Genomic DNA, 16,204 nt, shown 5'->3' with positions numbered 1-16,204 from the left:
TCCGGTGTTGTAGGTAGTGTTGTGCTCTGAGAAGATCTTTAAGAGCCTCTAGGGATAGGGCAGGCCCGCTGTCTGCCGGGGGAGCCGCAAGGGAACGGAAGGCCCGGCAGAAGGGCTACAGTGGAGGAGAGGGATCCCAAGTTAAGGGGCTGCTTGTCGTCTTCAACGGCACCTTCCTGGGCCTTCTCCCCAGTAAGAGCTGTGTAAGGAGTTGTATCGTCATGACCAGTCGCCTGCGCATCGGTAGCTTGTGGGGGATCCCCTTTTTCATCGACTACACCTGGTTCCCGGCGGCCCTCCTGCTGGTGCTCTCCTACGGGGTGTTGACGGCGATGGGGTTGTTTCTTTCTCTGCTGGCCCATGAGTTGGCCCACAGCTTGGTGGCCCGCGCCTATGGGGTACGGGTTAACTCGATAACCCTATTTATTTTTGGGGGTATGGCGGCGATTGAGCGGGAAGTTCCCCGCCCCCTTGGGGCTTTTTGCGTGGCGGTGGCAGGCCCTCTCCTCAGCTTGGGTCTGTTTGTTTTCTTCAGCGTGGCCCGGGCTTGGGCTGTGCCGGAGTCGATGCTGGCCTCAACCCTCACCAGCTTGGCTGCCATCAACCTGACGATTGCCCTGTTTAACCTGCTGCCGGGCCTGCCTCTGGATGGGGGGCAAATGCTCAAGGCGGCCATCTGGGGTTGGACAGGGGATCGGCAAAAGGGTATGCTGTGGGCGGCCCGAGCCGGCCAGGGGGTGGGCTGGGGTTTGGTGGGGCTAGGTCTGCTGGTGGTATTTTGGGGGAGCCTCAACGGCCTCTGGGTGGGGTTGATCGGCCTGTTTATTTTGAACACCGCCCGCCGCTACAGCCAGTACGCGCAACTGCAGCAGGTGCTGGCCCGCCTGAAAGCTGCAGATGTGATGACCCGCCAGTTTCGGGTTTTGGATGCGAACATGAGCCTGCGGGAGTTTGTGGATCGCTATCTGGTGCCTTCTTCTCTCAGGCCGGAAGCCCCAACTCAACCGGCGGACGTTTATTTTGCTGAGGAAGATGGCCGCTACCGTGGGCTGGTCAGGCCAGAATTGCTCAACGACATCGAGCGCAGCCAGTGGGATCGCCTCACCCTCAAGGCTATTCTCAAGCCGATGGAGCAACTGCAGGGGGTACGAGAAGAGACCCCCATTCCCCAGGTAATTCAGATGATGCGCCAGGCAGAACCCCGCCGCATTTTGGTTTTCACGCCCACCGGCGCCATTGCTGGCTTGATCGACCGGGGGGATGTGGTGGCCATGGCTGCCCGGCAGTTGGGGGTCGTGCTGCCCCAAGAGGTGGTGCAGCGGGTGCGCGATAGCGAAGAATGGCCCCCTGGATTTCAGGTGGAGGACAATCTGGCCGGAGAGGGATCCCCCAGTCTGGCTTGGCAGGGATCCCCGGATCTGCGCAATGAGCCTTAGGGGGATGTCTGGACAGGGAGCAGCCCAAGGTACCTAGGTTCTCCCTCTACCACAAAAGGGGTTGGGATCTGCAAGGTGGGGAGAGAAGGCCGAGAAAAGTAGTCTCAGATACTATTTCCCGGAGCCCCTCTCCATCTACAATTAAGACTGTTCTCCATCAGTTAAGAATTTTGAACCGCTTTCCTCGTCTCTTGCCCGCCTACACCCACCGACTGAGCAACGGGTTAGGCGTTATCCTTCATCCCATCCCCATTGCCGATTCTGTAACCGTTGATGTCTGGGTACGGACAGGTGGACGCCATGAGCCGCCGGAGTGGCTGGGCCTATCCCATTTTTTGGAACACATGGTGTTTAAGGGCAGCGAGCGGCTGGCCCCTGGTGAGCTGGATTGGGCAGTGGAAGGACGGGGCGGAGTTACCAATGCTGCCACCGGCCAAGACTACACCCATTACTACATTACGGTGGCTGCTGCCGACCTGGCGGATACCCTGCCCTACCTGGCAGAGGTGGTTTTGCGGGCCGGGATCCCAGATCTGGAGTTTGAGCGGGAGCGGCAGGTGGTTCTGGAGGAAATTCGCCGCGCTGCCGACAACCCGGACTACACGGCCTATCAGCTTTTGATGCAGACCGCCTATGGGGAGCATCCCTATGGACGACCGGTGTTGGGCACACCGGAAAGCTTGATGCAACTGACCCCTGAGGTGATGCGCGCTTACCACCGCGCTTGGTATCGGCCTGAATCCATGACGGTGGTGGTGACGGGTGGCATCGATCCCGAGCGGGCGTTGGCCTTGGTGGAGGAGCAGTTTGGCAGCTCTGCTGCTGGGCCAGCACCGGCCAGCCCCCCCATCCCGCCCCAGCCTCGTCCCCAAGGGATCCTGCGCCGGGAGAGCGACCATGCCCGCTTGGAGCAAGCCCGTCTGAAATTGGCCTGGCCTACCGTTGGCATTGACGATTGGCAACAAGCCTGTGGCCTGGAGATGTTGGCTTCTCTGCTGGGAGATGGCCGTACTTCGCGGCTGGTGCATCTGCTGCGGGAACAGCGGGGCTGGGTGAGGGCCATTGGCTGTTCTTCGCTGGTGTTGAAGGAGGGGGGACTGTTTTGTATCGGCGCTCAGCTGGAGCCGAAGGATGTGGCGCGGGTGGAGGCGACGATCCTGCACGAGATTGAAAAGCTGCAGCAGGATGGCATCGGCCAAGCGGAGTTGGATCGCACCCGGCGTATGCTCACCCATGAGTTCCTGTTCTCCGCCGAGTCTCCCAGTCAATTGGCGGGCATCTATGGCTACTACGAGACGCTGGGCGGGGTGCAGCGCATTCAAGAGTACCTGGAGCTGTTGCAATCTTTTACCCCGGCTCAGATCCGGGAATTGGCCCAGCAGTACTTGTCTTTGGAGGCCTATGTGGTCACCGTTCTCAAGCCGACTGCCCTGGGTACAGCGGCGGCTTCGGAGCTGCAACTGGCTTGCCGTTAAGCGCTGCCTCGACGCTCCGGACTCTTGATTTTCGGATTTTGGACGGGATCCCTTGCCTGCATGAACTCTGCTCTGCTTGCCACCCAACGTGGCCGTTTACAGCGCGTCCTTTTGGCCAATGGCATCACGCTGTTGCTGGGCCAGAACCCAACGGTGGAGATCTTGGCTGCCCACTGTTTTTTCCGCGGCGGTAGCCGGGCAGAGCGGCCGCAACAGGCGGGGGTGAGCCACTTGATGGCGGCTGTCCTCACCAAAGGCACGCATCGGCGCAACTCCCAGGCCATTGCTGCTGCGGTGGAATCGCTGGGGGCCTCGCTATCGGTGGACAGTTCTGCCGACTCTTTCGAGGTGAGCCTGCGCTGTGTGGCTGCCGATTTCCCGGAGCTGCTGGATTTGCTGGCGGAGATATTACGGGATCCCAGTTTTCCTGAAGAGGAGGTGGCGCGAGAGCAGGGGTTGATGCTGCAAGCCATTCGCGCCCAGCAGGAACGGCCTTTCAGCTTGGCTTTCGATCAGGTGCAACAAGCCCTCTATGGGGATCATCCCTACGCTCTGCCGGGGTTGGGACGGCTGGAAACGGTGGGATCCCTGACCCGCGAGGATTTGGTAGCCTATCACGCGGCCTACTGTCGTCCCAATGGAATGGTGATGGTGGTGATCGGCCCAGAGCCGCCGGAGCAAATGGCTGCCCAGGTGGAAGCGGCTTTGGGGGACTGGGTTGTTCCCGGCCCCTCTCCAGAGGATCGGGATGTTCCCCTACCCCCTCTGAGGGATCCCCAACTGCTGAGGTTGCCCCAGCCCACTCAGCAGACAACAATCTTGATTGGGTTTCGCGGATCCCCTGCTGCTTCTGCGGATTATCCGGCCCTGAAGTTGCTGGCCACCTACTTGGGCAGCGGTCTGTCCAGCCGTCTGTTCGTGGAACTGCGGGAGCGCTGTGGCCTGGCCTATGAGGTCTCGGCTTTTTTTGCCACCCGTCGGGATCCCGCCCCTTTTGGGGTTTACATGGGCACTGCGGCAGAGAACACCCAGGTGGCCCTGGAGCGCCTACAAGCAGAAATCCACCGTCTGCAGGCCAATCCGCTCGACCTGGCAGAGGTGGAAATGGCGCAGCGCAAACTTCTGGGCCAATATGCCCTCAGCAAACAAACCAATGCCCAGGTGGCCCAACTGGTGGGCTGGTACGAGATTTTGGGCTTGGGCATGGAGTTTGACCAGCAGTATTTGCAGAGGGTCAGGCAACTCACCCCAGAGCAGCTCCATCAAGCCGCAAAAACCTACCTGACCCCCCCGGCCATTGCTCTGGTGGGGCCGGAAGCCGCCTTGGCAGAGGTTGAGCTGGTGTTTTAAGCTGAGCAAACCATGAGGAAAACTAAGATCTGGCAAACATGGCCATTTCGATTCAAACGGGGACATTGCGCCCACACCTCAATAAAACACCTAAATAAAAAATGTTGAAAATGTTGAATGCGCAGTGCCGGAAAGCTTTTTTTAGGAGCCCATGTGTCTCACCCTGGCCTGAAGTAACCATAACTCTGGATTGAGGTCACGATTGTGGGTCAATCTCGAGATGTCCAAGAAAACGATGGGGATCGTTTCTGAATAGCAGCCCTCTGAGAAAACTGGCGTTTTTCCTTTCTTTATCTTGCTTGAGCTTTTTGTGGCTGGTAGGCACAGCAGATCATCTGCAGGGGATACCCAAAAAGAGGGATCCGTGCCGCTTGGGCGGCTGGAAAAGCGGTTTTCCTTTGCGTTTTGCCCCTACTGGCGTCCCTTTCGGCGGCCCCTGCGTACCCACCACGGACTGTGGTCCGTGCGCGAAGGGATCCTGATCCGGCTTACGGATCGGGAGACAGGCTGTCAGGGATATGGGGAAATTGCTCCCATCCCTTGGTTTGGCAGCGAGACCTTAGAGCAGGCTCTGGAGTTTTGTCGGCAGCTGCCCCCTCTTTTGTCGGAGGCGTATATTTTGGGGATCCCAGAAGCACTGCCGGCCTGCCGGTTTGGGTTGGAAGGCGCTTGGCTAGCCTGTCGGGATCCCGATTGGTTGAACAAGGATCTCTCTCTACTCTCTTTCTGTGAACTTTTGGGGGAGACCCTGCCGCCGGAATCTTACAAGGACTCCTACAAGGACTCCGTCCCACTCACGCGGTCGGTGTACAAGCTCAAGGTAGGGAGGGATCCCATGCAGCAGGAGTTGGAGAAGCTGGAGCAATGGCTGGAGCGGTTGCCACCAGGATCCCGTCTGCGTTTGGATGCCAATGGGGGGTTAACGCTTGCGGAGGCCCACCGGTGGCTGATGGTTTGTGATCGGCTTAACCAGGCCTCGCCGGTCAAGATTGAGTTTTTGGAGCAGCCTCTGCCGCCGGATCAGCACGCCCATTTGGTGGAGCTCAGCCGCCAGTACCAAACCCCCGTTGCTTTGGATGAATCGGTGGCCTGCCTGGAGCAGTTGCAAGCGATCCATCGCTCAGGATGGACAGGGATCCTGGTGGTGAAGCCATCTTTGGTGGGCTCCTGCATTGCGCTGCGAGAGTATCTCAGCCGCCATCCCGGCCTGGATCTGGTCTTTTCTTCGGCGCTGGAGACTCCCATCGGCGCCTGGCACGGGTTGGCTTGGGCGGGATCCCTGCAAGCCAAAACCGCCTCTCCCCGGGCCGTGGGATGGGGGGTAGGGGAGTTTTTCCAGGAAGGGGATCCCCTGACCTTGACCCAGCTCTCAGCCCAGGAGCGGGCTGCCCTCATGCAGGCGGTGTGGGAGCGCTACAGCCGGCCCTAGACTGCGGCGGCCTGTTGTTTGGCGTATTCCTGCCGCAGATAGGCCTGGATAAAATGCATCAGCTCCTCCGGCTCGCCGTTCATAAAGGCCTCGACATTGTAGGTTTCGGCGTTGGTGCGGTGATCTTTGATCAGCTTGTAGGGATCGAAGGTGTAGGTGCGAATACGCCCCCCAAAGCCCTGAGTCACCATCTCGCCGCGAATCTCGGCCAGCTTTTGTCTGCGTTTTTCTTCTTCCATCTCGATCAGCTTGGCCTTCAAGATCTGGATGGCCCGCTCTTTGTTTTGCAGTTGGGAGCGCTCCTCGGTGCAGCGCACAGCAATGCCGGTGGGCTTGTGGATCACCCGCACTGCTGTTTCCACTTTGTTCACGTTTTGGCCACCTGCTCCACCCGAGCGGGAGGTCTCGAACTCCAGATCTTCCATCTTCAGCTCATACTCGCTTTCCTCTTCCAGGATCGGCATCACCTCTACGCCGGCGAAGCTGGTTTGCCGTTTGCCGTTGGCGTTGAAGGGGCTGATGCGCTCCATGCGGTGGTTGCCCTTCTCGGCAGAAAGATACCCATAGGCGTAGGGGCCTTCGATCAGCAGGGTGGCGGACTTGATACCGGCTTCGGCGCCTTCGGAGTATTCCGAGAGGCTGACCTTGTAGCCCTGGTTTTGTGCCCAGCGGGTGTACATTTTCAAGAGCATTTCCGCCCAGTCCTGGGCGTCGGTTCCCCCTGCGCCGGCGGTGATGGTGAGGATGGCACCGTTTTTGTCGTAGGGGCCGGAGAGCAGTTGCTGTAGCTCCCACTGGCCCAACTCCCGCTCCACCACTGCCAGGGATCCCGCTGTCTCGGCTAAGAGTTCCGGATCGGGCTCTTCTTGGAGCAGCTCAAGGGCGCTGACGGCATCTTCTAGGCGATCCTTCCAGCGATGCACCTGATCCCAGGAGGCCTTGAGGCTGTTGAGCTTTTGCAGGTGGCGGCGGGCTGCCTCTACATCATTCCAAAACTGCGGCTGCGAGGCTTCTTGCTCTAGGATGGCAATCTGTTGCTCCAAGTGGGGCAGGTCAAAGATAGTCCTGAGCGTTGCTCAGGCGCAAGGTGAGCGATTCTAGGGTGCGTCTTAGATCGGCAAGTTCCATAGAGAGCAGCAAGCTGTTTGCGCGTCGGATCCCATCCTAACCTGTGGGCCGGCAACTCAATCAAGGGATGGAGCCCTTCTGTGGGGCAGTTCCTGGCCGTTCCCATTGCAACAGCATTGCGATCCCTTGTCCATAGCAACAACCCCGCCAGAGGCAGGACGGAGTCCTTTGGCTTCTGCCGAAAGATCCCTGTTGAGGTGGCTCAAGCCTATAGCAGAATAAAGAATTCGGTTTCGGAGGCTGCGATGCTGAAGGTCTTTTCCTTGCTTTCCGGGCTGGTTTTGGCGGGAGGAGTGGCTGCTTTGGCCATCACCAATCCCACCTTAGAAGAGCATGCCTCTAACCCCCAAAACCCTGAACTTTGCTGAATTTACTGAGCTTTAGGCGGTTTGGCAAAAGTCATTGAGAGGGATATAGTAGACCAAGTTTCCCCCTGATCCTTGAGTCCACCGCAACGGTTGCCGGGAAGTGAAGGGGGAAAGCGCTCGGGGGGTATTCCTCAGGGCTTTGCGGGATACCGCCTTCCTGCTCAGAGATAGGCAGGATGCGATCGCTTCTTTCCTGAACCATGTTCAGGAGAGTTCAGCGTGAATGTATCAGTACAGAACCCATGCAGGGCAACAACTGGCCGCCTACGCTACGCGAGAATACTGCGCTCAGATCCCGTCTTTCTTGGTCACTTTGATCGAGGAATGTCATGCCCTTGTCCGAGAGCTCCAGCCCGAACTAGAAGCTCTGTTCATGCGCCAAACCCGCCGGCAGAATTTTATCCTTTTCAGCCTCTACGCCACCGATTTGTCGTTGCTCAACTTTGGCCCACTGGGGATCTCCTTGCCCACCTACCACTTTGAAACCCTTGCCGTGGCTGGGCAATTTTATACTTATGAGACTCGAGAGGGGAAAGTTGACCCCTAGCCACCATGGCAACCTTAGGGATCAGACAGATCCAAAAGAATCTCAAACCCAAAAGGGAGGCTAGATCTGGGCCTGTTCCAACAGGGTTTGCAGCTCTTCCAGGGCCAACTGGGCCGACTGGGCCTGCTGGTAAAGGGATTGCACCACCTCAGCGCTGCTCTGGGCCGATTGCAGTGTGGATTGGCTCTGGCGCTGGATGCGATCTGCTAGGCCGCGAATGCGGTTGCTGGCTTCAGTGGTTCGCCCGGCCAATTTGCGGATCTCCTGGGCAATGGCTCCAAAGCCACCGGCACCACCGCTGCGGTTGGCCTCTACAGCCGCGTTAAAGGAGAGCAGGCGAATGTATCCTGCCACCTCCACGATCAAATCCACGATGGTGTTGATCTCCTTGAGTTCGCGGGATAGCTCCTGGTTGTTGTCGGCAATTTCCTGGAAGAGGGTGCGCACCGCTTCTACCCCAGCAAAGGTGGCGGCAAAGGTGGATTTGCCTCTCTCAGAGAGCACAGAACTGATTTCAATGATGCGGGCGTTGAGGCGAGCCAACTCCTCGGAGCGCTGTTGGGCCCGGCGACGTTCCATGTCTAAGGCCAGGTTTTGGTTGAGGATCTCGGCTTTTTGTCGCTCCAGATCCCGGGCATACTGGAGGCTGCGGTTTTTTTCCTGCTCCAGCTCTGCCAAGATCCTTTTCATCTCTTCCTGCTGCTCCTGTAGCTTGCGCTGGGTGGCCAGATGCACCTGGGCCTGGGCCACCAACAACACCGGCACATCGAGAAGGCGGTAGTCCTGGGATCCCAGTTGAACCACCACGGGGTCATAGATGGTCTCTTCGGGCCGTTGGAAAGCTCGGTCGGCTGCTTGGATGACATCGCAGTCGCCGGGGAGCAAGAGAAAATCCCGGCTATGGAACTCTACCATGGAGCTGATGGGCCGCTTCAAAAACACATCCAGGCCGTAGGGCTTGCTAAGCATCCACTCCAGAATGGCGCGGCGGGTCAACATTCCCCGCACCTGTGACCGCTCGTCCAGCACGATGACTCCTGAAAGGCTGCTGTCATCTTCTAGGCGGCGCACCACGTTCTCACAAGGGGTGGACTCGCTCACCTGAAACTCCACCAAGGCCAAATCGCGCAGCTTGGTGTTGATCGATAGGGTGGGAGTGGGCGGGTTCGTCAGGGTAGCCATCACAGGGATCGTCGGCACACGTTGGGTACAGATGGGTTGGATGCTAATGTGTAGAGTAACACAAAAAGTCGGCCCTAAATCGGCCTTTGATGGGGTGATTCCTGCAGAAAATCGACCACCTTCAGTTTGCCCTGGGATCCCATCTCCTGCCCATAGAATTTTGCAGAATTGTGCGGGAAGGATGGCCTGGGATCCCTTCTTTGCGGTTTGCTGGGACGGATCCCTTTGATGCTGGATTTAGCGGGTTTCTTGATAGCGGTGGTAGATTTCCAGAATTTCGCTGCGTCCTCGGTTAAAGGCGGCCACCACTTGCGGATCGAAATGGCTGCCTCTGTTGTCCTCTACAAACTGAAACACCTCCTCCAGATCCCAGGCTTCTTTGTAGGGGCGACGGCTGGCCAAGGCATCGAATACATCGGCTAAGGCCACAATTCGCCCTTCTAGAGGGATCCCTTCTCCTTTGAGGCCGCGCGGATACCCACTGCCGTCGAACTTCTCGTGGTGGGTAAGGGCGATGATGGCGCTCTTTTGCATCAGCTCGGAGTCGGACTTGCTGAGAATTTCGTAGCCGATCTCAGGGTGACGGTTCATGATCTGCCGTTCTTCTGGGGTCAGACGCCCCGGCTTTTGCAAGATGGCATCCGGGATCCCGATTTTGCCCACATCGTGCATGGGACTGGCGTAGAAGATCAGCTCTTGCTCATGGCTGGATAGGCCCAAGTGCTTGGCGATGATGCGAGAGTAGTTGCTCATCCGCTTCAGGTGAAAGGAGGTATCTTGATCCCGGTATTCTGCGGCCACAGACAGACAGAAGATGGTCTCGAAGTGGGCAGATTTGAGCTCTTCCCGCAATTGGACGTTTTGATAGGCAACCGCCGCCTGGGAGGCCAAGGCTTCTGCCACGCTAACTTCCAGCTCAGAAAAAGGTTGGCTCCACTCGGCCACTTGGTCAGGAGCTAGGGGGGTGGGGTGATCCGGCTTTAGGCGGTTCAACAGTTGTAGGGCGCCGAGGATCTTTCCTGAGGGATCCCGCATGGGCACAGTGAGCAAGGAGCGGGTGCGATAGCCGGTCTGCCGATCCACCTGTGGGTTAAAGGCATAGGGCCGGTCGGCGGGCAGGTGGTAGACATCTGGCAGATTCAGGCTCTCCCCGGTGAGCACCACATAGCCCACAATGCTGGAAGGGCTGAGGGGCAGGCGCAGATCCCGCAGCTCCTCATGGCGGTTGACCACGAAAAAGCGCAGTTCCTCCCCCTCTCGGACAAAAAGGCTGGCCCCATCACAGTGGGTCAGTTCTCGGGCTTGAGCAACAATCAACTCCAGCAGCCGCTGCAGATCCGTTTCTGAGGAGAGGGCAATCCCCACCTGAATCAGACGCTGGCTGAGGCGCAGGGCATCCGAGGCATCGAATTCGGTTGTGCTGGGGTGAAGACCGAAGGGGGTGGGCAGGCTCATAGCAGGGTTGGTCAGAAGCGTTCACAATGAGCGTTGACAATAAACAATGGCAGAGTCATGGGCGGCGAGCCATTTGCCCCCAGGGATCCTCACCGCTGTCCCGACTCAGTCCGGCTGGGTATCTGACACCTTCGGGGCGACCAGCAGCCCAAAAACACGCCAACACCACTCAAAGCAGCGATGCCTTACTTTAGCTCGAGGAGGCGAGAAACGTTGTGACCCAGGTCAAGCCCAAGGGAACCGATGAGATTTCCCTGCAGCTCGTTGTGGGCCTGGGCAATCCCGGCCCTCAATACGCCAATACTCGCCACAATTGCGGCTTTATGGTGGTGGATCGGCTGGCGCAGCGCTGGGGGATCCCATTGGTTTTGGAGAAGCGATTCCAAGGTAGCTACGGAGAAGGGTTTGCCCTGGGAGGAAAGCGGCGCTTGCTCAAGCCGGAAACTTATATGAACTGTTCCGGCCAATCGGTGCGGGCGGTGCTGGATTGGTACAAGTTAGATCTCGCCTCTGTGCTGGTGGTGTACGACGACATGGACTTGCCGCTGGGTCGTCTGCGCCTGCGGGGATCCGGTTCTGCCGGTGGGCACAACGGCATGAAGTCCATCATTCAGCACTTGGGGAGCGAAGCGTTTCCGCGGCTGCGTTTGGGGGTGGGCAAACCCAAGGGCAGCCAAGATGTGGTCGGGCATGTGTTGGGGGGATTTGCGCCTGCAGAACAAGAGGTGCTGGAGCGGGTGTTGAATACGGCGGTAGAGGCCGTGGAGTGCTGCTTGCAAGAGGGACTGAGGACAGCCATGAACCGCTTTAATCCTCTGGATCTGTCTGGGCCATCGTCCGATTTGGATGGATCCAACCCTGCACCGGGCCATGGCGAGGCTTCCTCCTGAGGAGCAGCTCGTCGTCCACCTGGGTTGTTGGCTCTGAGGGATTTTCCAGGAGCGGGGTGATAAGGGCTTCGTCTCCCTGATGCAAAGGGATGAAGGGCAATACTCCAGATAAGTATCAATTATCTGGAGTATAAGAGTGCCTACCTGGGCGTTGCCAACAGTTCCCAAGGGAGGTTAGCTTCTGTAACAGTCTTCCAGCAGAAGGGCGAAAGGAATGGGAACGGCAGCGTTCCCACCAGGGCCGGCCCGAGACAAAAAGCTGTTCATCATTTGAGGGTGAGATCTTGCTGTTGAACAACCTAGATTCAGTGTTGCTTGCTGTTGAAGCCGCTGCCCCCCTTGAACCGGAAGGGGCTGCCAATCTTTTACCCCTGATCTTGGCGGCGGTGCTGATGGCTCTGGTGGTCATCTATCTGGCCAGCCGTATTGCCGGAGAAATCGCCGTTCGCCTCGGCTTTCCGCCGGTGCTGGGAGAATTGCTGGGGGGCGTCGCGGTAGGGGCCTCCGCGCTGGGGTTGTTGGTCTTCCCGGAAGGACAAGTTTCCGGCCAAGAGCTGCACACCTTGGCTCAATCCTCAGCACTGATGCAATTTCTGCAAGCCACTGCCGGACTCGACGAGGGATCCCTGGTACAGGTGTTCTCTTCCCAAAGCCAGATCATCGACATCCTCTCCGAGATCGGGGTGATCATCCTCTTGTTTGAAATCGGCCTCGAGTCGGATCTGGCCGAGCTGTTGCGGGTTGGCCCTCAAGCCGCAGCCGTAGCCATCATCGGCGTTGCTGTGCCCTTCCTGGCCGGAACACTGGGCCTACTCTACCTGTTTCATGTGCCCGTTATCCCCGCCATATTTGCCGGCGCTGCCCTCACAGCAACCAGCATCGGCATCACCGCCCGCGTCTTGGCCGAGCTGCAAAAACTCACCTCCCCAGAGGGGCAAGTGATCATTGGTGCCGCCGTCTTGGATGACGTGTTGGGCATCATCATCTTGGCCGTAGTGGCGGGCTTGGCCAAAAACGGAGAAGTCAACCTTTCCGATATTGGCATCATCATCCTCAGTGCCATCCTCTTCTTGGTCGGCTCTATTGTTCTGGGGCGCCTTCTCAGCTCCTACTTTGTGGCCCTTCTCAACAGCCTGAAGACCCGAGGTAACCCCCTTCTGCCCGCCCTCGTGCTGGCCTTTCTGCTGGCTTATGTAGGGCAAATCATTCATCTAGAAGCGATTTTGGGCGCCTTTGCCGCTGGCTTAATCTTGGCCGAAACCGAGAAACGGCAAGAGCTGGAAGAACAGATCAAGCCCATTTCCGACCTACTGGTGCCCATCTTCTTCGTCTGCGTTGGGGCCAAAACCAACCTTGCCGTACTCAACCCCACCCTCCCCGTCAACCGAGAGGGGCTGATCATTGCCGTCTTCTTGATCGGAGTTGCCATTGTGGGCAAGCTAGCAGCGGGCTTGGGGGCCTTTGGCAAGCCGGGCATCAACCGCTACGCCATCGGGGTGGGCATGATTCCCCGGGGTGAGGTGGGCCTGGTGTTTGCCGGCGTGGGAGCCGCCAGTGGGGTTCTCTCCGATGCCCTCGATGTCAGCATTATCGTCATGGTGATTGCCACCACCTTTGTCGCTCCCCTCTGGCTGCGGGGAGTGTTGATTGGGGAAGCCAACTCCCCCCCCTCCCTCCTGGACTTGCAGGCAGAAGCGTCAGAGCAAGAGCGCAAAGGCGGCGCCGACGAGACCGCGTCATCGCTCCCAGACTCAGAACGGGTGGGCATCCCCGAGGGTTAAGTTATCTCAGCTTCCCCCTCAAACGCCCCCAGAGGGTCTGGAACAGCAGCCGCAGCGGATTGCGGCGTTGAGGCTTCACGTCAATTCTCTCCGTCGTCTCCTCTTGGGGCAAAATTGCCTGCATCGAGGGCGGATCAAACCGCTGCATGGTTGTGGAGCGTCGATCCACCACCTCCGCCTTCACGCTGCGAAAGCTTACAGACTGGAGATACCGCTGAAAATCTTCGTCTGACAACTGGCGAATGCAGTACTGCATCCGCACCTGATTCCCCAACAGGATCTGATCCCCATCCTTGAGATCCCAGCTCAAACATCTCTGCCCATTCACCGAGACGCCGTTGGTGCTGCGCTTGCCCTCGATATTGCCGTCCAGCAGCCGGTAGGTATACTGGCCATCTTTTTGGGGTAGCCGCAGCAGCAGCGCGTGTTGCCGGGAAACCGCCGCCGAATCGATGACAATCGCATTGCTGGGATCCCTGCCGATGGAATAGGTGGCAGCACTGAGGGCCACAGCCCGCCGTCCTTGTTCATCATCGATCACCAACACATGCCAGATTTGGGAGGGGGAAGACTGTGCGCCGGTAGCCATGGTCTGGGGCCTTGAGGGGGAGCTGGGTTGACCGTCGAAGTTGCAGTACAGGCTCCTTTCCCGTTAGCGGGCTGGCAGCCACACCTCAGCCATTGCCCAACCCTCGGCGAACCGCTGTGGGAAGAAGCTCAACGAGGGGGAGACTCGGCAAGAGAGGGGCTTTCCCCCATAATAGTAAGGCGGAGCTTCTGCAAAAAAAGAGGATAGCTGAAACGTGAACACGACTCCAACCCCAACCCTCCTCGAAGCCCTTCCCCCGATCTACCCCGGCGTTGCCGTGCGGGTCATCAACCCCAACGACACCTACTACTGCTTTGAGGGCCAGGTACAGCGGGTTACCGACAACCATGCCGCTGTCCTCTTTGAAGGCGGCAACTGGGACAAATTAGTCACCTTCCGCCTCACAGAATTGGAAGTGGTGGACAAATCCCGCCCCTAGCCCTGCTCTCCCCTGTCCCTTTTGGCATCTCCCCATGCGCAGCCATTGGCAGGAACCTTTCCTCTGGATCCATGCCGCCGGCATCCTCCTCTTCCCCTTGTGGGTGGGGCTGACCCTGATCGGGCTGGCCACAGGGGATCCCCTCCTGCCGGTGGGGGCGGAGCAGGCTTGGGTGGCCGTGGTGGGCATTGGGCCGGTCTTTGCTATGCAGTGGCGCAAACCGTTTGACATCTTTAGCGTGTGGGTGGCTTCTGTCCCCCCAGAAGAACTCACCCTCGAGCAGCGCCGCATCTTGGCCGCCTTCCTCAGCCCCGAACATAAGATTTTGACGCTGTTGGCGGCAATCCTGATGCTGGAAGTCGGTGAGCGCCTCTACGACTTTGCCCCCCTCTTTGCCCCGCTCACCCCTGGCAACGGCACCCGTCTGGCAGGCCTAGCCATAGCTGCCTTTGGATTTTGGGGATCCAACCTGTTCTTGCAGATCCCCATTGCAACGATACGGGTACTCCTCCTCAGCGAGCCGGAGCTGGCCCAAATGGATCCCGTCCCCGTCGAGGAGATTGAAAGCCGCTTCTCCGTCATCGGCGATCGCCGCAGCCCACTCCTGCAACGGCTGTTGCGCCGCATCTCCGGCCAGGATTCAGAAGGCACCTCGAAAGACCAAAAAGACAAGGTTAAAAACAGAGCGGCAGAAAACCCCCAGCCGGAATCCGAGAAGCGGGATCCCTCTGGGGAAGTTGCCATGCCGGCCCCTGAAACTCCCCCCGATCCCACCTAAGGCAAGCTTCCGCAAAAGCTGTAGCTCAATGTTAGATTGGAAGCAATCCAGACATCGTGAAATCGAACCATCGGCATTCCCCTGAGCTTCGAGGCTACCGCACCGGCAATGGCGAGCAACTTTTCTTTCCGCTTCAAGCAATTTACCCAACGCCTCAGAGAAACCACCCAACTTCCCCAGTTTTTCACCGATCAAGCCACCAGTGAAACCCAAAACCTCGCTCGGGAGTTGGCTTTGGTTGGGGAATACGCCACTCAGCTTAGCCAAGTGGTGATGGAGGTGGACTTTCTCAACCAGCTCTACACCCGTCTTTTGAACGAGCGGGAAGTGTTGCAGCAGGAAAAAGATCACTTGGAAGCGCGGGTCTTTGAGTTGCAACAGGAACGCAACGAGACGGAGCCCCAGGTGATGTATTTGCGAGAGCAGCTCAGCCAGGCCAGCTTTCAACTGGAACAAACTCAAAACCGGGAACGCAGCCTTAGCGAGCGAGAACGACAGTTGTCGGAAATTGTAGCCCAACTGGAGCGACGGCGGGCTGTACTCAACCAAGCCATCGAAAACCTCACCAATCAAGAGGCCGATTACACCGTTCGCACCAAAGAACTGGAGGCGGTCGTCCGGGAAAACGAAAAGAAAGCCAAGCAGTACCTGGAAGCTGCCAACCACTACCGCGCCTACCTGGAAGAGCTCAATGCTCAAGTGCAAGAAACGCAAGCCAAGCTGAGAAGCCTTGGTGTTGAGCCCAAGCCCGCCGACCTGCCTCGACTTGAGGATCTGGAAAAACCCACCCCCATCCCAACACCGCCTCCTGCTTACACGCCGCCCCTTCCCCAACAGCCCCCTCCACCCCAGCAGAGTGGCTATTGGTCAGATAGTCCCTTCGACGACGACCCCTGGGGATAGACTCTCCTGCCAGGACCTATAAGCAAGCTTTGCAACAAAGCTCAGTGCTCTCTGCCCGAACTGGCCTTGGGGATGCCTGGGCGCTCACGTACCCTGGAAGAAACCTGTTGCAAGGGATCCGCAGGATCTCCACTGGGGATCCCGATCCTCGACATTCAATCCTTTCCTGCCCAGCCAAACCTATGGAACCGACCCTGCCGGATTTACAGGCCCTCAGCCAATGGGATCGACAGTTCTGCCAGTTTGCTGCCCAGCAGCAGCTCCTCAAGCCCAAACAACTGGCTTTGGCCCTGAAGATCCAGCGGCAGCAGCACGGCCCTCTAGCCTTGATCCTCTGGCAGTTGGGCTTTGTGGGCCTGCAACACCTGGCTCAGTTCTGGGAAAAAATGCCCAGCGAAGCCGAGTCCGAACTGCTCGAGGACAGGGCCTGCGGTGGATGAAAGGTGCCCCCTTC

The 16,204-nt window shown here is 58.4% G+C and carries 16 protein-coding genes; 12 read left to right on the top strand and 4 right to left on the bottom strand.

Features of this window, described 5'->3' with window-relative positions:
- Nucleotides 1–221 precede the first annotated feature (221 nt).
- The 4 genes from ACVWZG_RS05185 to ACVWZG_RS05170 all read left to right on the top strand — a co-directional run bounded on the left by ACVWZG_RS05185 (nt 222) and on the right by ACVWZG_RS05170 (nt 5,690).
- On the top strand, nt 222–1,436 hold the full coding sequence (locus ACVWZG_RS05185) for a site-2 protease family protein (protein ID WP_457384075.1): 1,215 nt from the start codon (nt 222–224) through the stop codon (nt 1,434–1,436).
- A gap of 170 nt (nt 1,437–1,606) precedes the next feature.
- A complete protein-coding gene (locus ACVWZG_RS05180) occupies nt 1,607–2,911 on the top strand; it encodes a M16 family metallopeptidase (RefSeq protein ID WP_457405256.1) in 1,305 nt (434 codons plus the stop codon).
- A 60-nt stretch (nt 2,912–2,971) separates the two neighbouring features.
- Nucleotides 2,972–4,261 (top strand): M16 family metallopeptidase, encoded by a 1,290-nt coding sequence (locus ACVWZG_RS05175; protein WP_457405253.1) that lies wholly within the window; start codon nt 2,972–2,974, stop codon nt 4,259–4,261.
- 310 nt (nt 4,262–4,571) lie between these two features.
- Entirely contained in the window at nt 4,572–5,690 is a 1,119-nt protein-coding gene (locus tag ACVWZG_RS05170; protein WP_457415276.1) for an o-succinylbenzoate synthase, read from the top strand.
- On the opposite strand, the gene prfB is transcribed toward ACVWZG_RS05170, so the two are convergent.
- A protein-coding gene (gene prfB / locus ACVWZG_RS05165) for a peptide chain release factor 2 (RefSeq protein WP_457405249.1) occupies nt 5,687–6,818 on the bottom strand; the annotation gives its coding sequence in 2 pieces (ribosomal slippage) (nt 5,687–6,745 and nt 6,747–6,818; 1,131 coding nt in all). The two genes, ACVWZG_RS05170 and prfB, sit on opposite strands and share 4 nt — an antisense overlap.
- A 245-nt stretch (nt 6,819–7,063) precedes the next feature.
- Here prfB and ACVWZG_RS05160 point away from each other — a divergent pair.
- The gene (locus ACVWZG_RS05160; RefSeq protein ID WP_414349965.1) at nt 7,064–7,186 is read left to right on the top strand and encodes a hypothetical protein; all 123 of its coding nucleotides are present in this window, start codon (nt 7,064–7,066) and stop codon (nt 7,184–7,186) included.
- A gap of 223 nt (nt 7,187–7,409) precedes the next feature.
- Entirely contained in the window at nt 7,410–7,733 is a 324-nt protein-coding gene (locus ACVWZG_RS05155) for a DUF4359 domain-containing protein (RefSeq protein WP_457405246.1), read from the top strand.
- Nucleotides 7,734–7,793: 60 nt separating this feature from the next.
- Here ACVWZG_RS05155 and ACVWZG_RS05150 read toward each other — a convergent pair whose 3' ends face one another.
- Complete coding sequence (locus tag ACVWZG_RS05150) at nt 7,794–8,915, bottom strand: methyl-accepting chemotaxis protein (RefSeq protein WP_457405244.1); 1,122 nt, start codon at nt 8,913–8,915, stop codon at nt 7,794–7,796.
- Between the two features lie 237 nt (nt 8,916–9,152).
- Nucleotides 9,153–10,370, bottom strand: a complete 1,218-nt coding sequence (locus ACVWZG_RS05145) for an HD domain-containing phosphohydrolase (RefSeq protein WP_457405241.1) — start codon at nt 10,368–10,370, stop codon at nt 9,153–9,155.
- A 215-nt stretch (nt 10,371–10,585) separates the two neighbouring features.
- On the opposite strand from ACVWZG_RS05145, the gene pth reads away from it, so the two are divergent.
- Nucleotides 10,586–11,260, top strand: coding sequence for an aminoacyl-tRNA hydrolase (pth, locus tag ACVWZG_RS05140; RefSeq protein WP_457405238.1), 675 nt, complete (start codon nt 10,586–10,588; stop codon nt 11,258–11,260).
- Nucleotides 11,261–11,550: 290 nt separating this feature from the next.
- Complete coding sequence (locus ACVWZG_RS05135; protein ID WP_457405377.1) at nt 11,551–13,041, top strand: cation:proton antiporter; 1,491 nt, start codon at nt 11,551–11,553, stop codon at nt 13,039–13,041.
- A 1-nt stretch (nt 13,042) separates the two neighbouring features.
- Here the strand turns inward: ACVWZG_RS05135 and ACVWZG_RS05130 are convergent, their stop codons facing one another.
- Nucleotides 13,043–13,630, bottom strand: a complete 588-nt coding sequence (locus ACVWZG_RS05130; protein WP_414330833.1) for an FHA domain-containing protein — start codon at nt 13,628–13,630, stop codon at nt 13,043–13,045.
- Between the two features lie 214 nt (nt 13,631–13,844).
- Between ACVWZG_RS05130 and ACVWZG_RS05125 the strand changes: the two genes are divergently transcribed.
- The 4 genes from ACVWZG_RS05125 (at nt 13,845) to ACVWZG_RS05110 (ending at nt 16,190) form a co-directional block, all read left to right on the top strand.
- Nucleotides 13,845–14,069, top strand: coding sequence for an NAD(P)H dehydrogenase subunit NdhS (locus tag ACVWZG_RS05125; RefSeq protein WP_011432364.1), 225 nt, complete (start codon nt 13,845–13,847; stop codon nt 14,067–14,069).
- A gap of 34 nt (nt 14,070–14,103) precedes the next feature.
- Nucleotides 14,104–14,847 carry a low-complexity tail membrane protein gene (locus tag ACVWZG_RS05120; RefSeq protein WP_457405236.1) on the top strand — a complete coding sequence of 248 codons (744 nt, stop codon included), beginning with the start codon at nt 14,104–14,106 and terminating at the stop codon, nt 14,845–14,847.
- Nucleotides 14,848–14,955: 108 nt separating this feature from the next.
- Nucleotides 14,956–15,750, top strand: coding sequence for a hypothetical protein (locus ACVWZG_RS05115; RefSeq protein ID WP_414390040.1), 795 nt, complete (start codon nt 14,956–14,958; stop codon nt 15,748–15,750).
- 182 nt (nt 15,751–15,932) lie between these two features.
- Nucleotides 15,933–16,190 carry a DUF2949 domain-containing protein gene (locus tag ACVWZG_RS05110; protein WP_414381293.1) on the top strand — a complete coding sequence of 86 codons (258 nt, stop codon included), beginning with the start codon at nt 15,933–15,935 and terminating at the stop codon, nt 16,188–16,190.
- Nucleotides 16,191–16,204: the final 14 nt, after the last annotated feature.

This window comes from Thermostichus sp. OS-CIW-33, from assembly GCF_054059615.1.
This window is presented reverse-complemented; position numbering and strand designations above follow the sequence as displayed.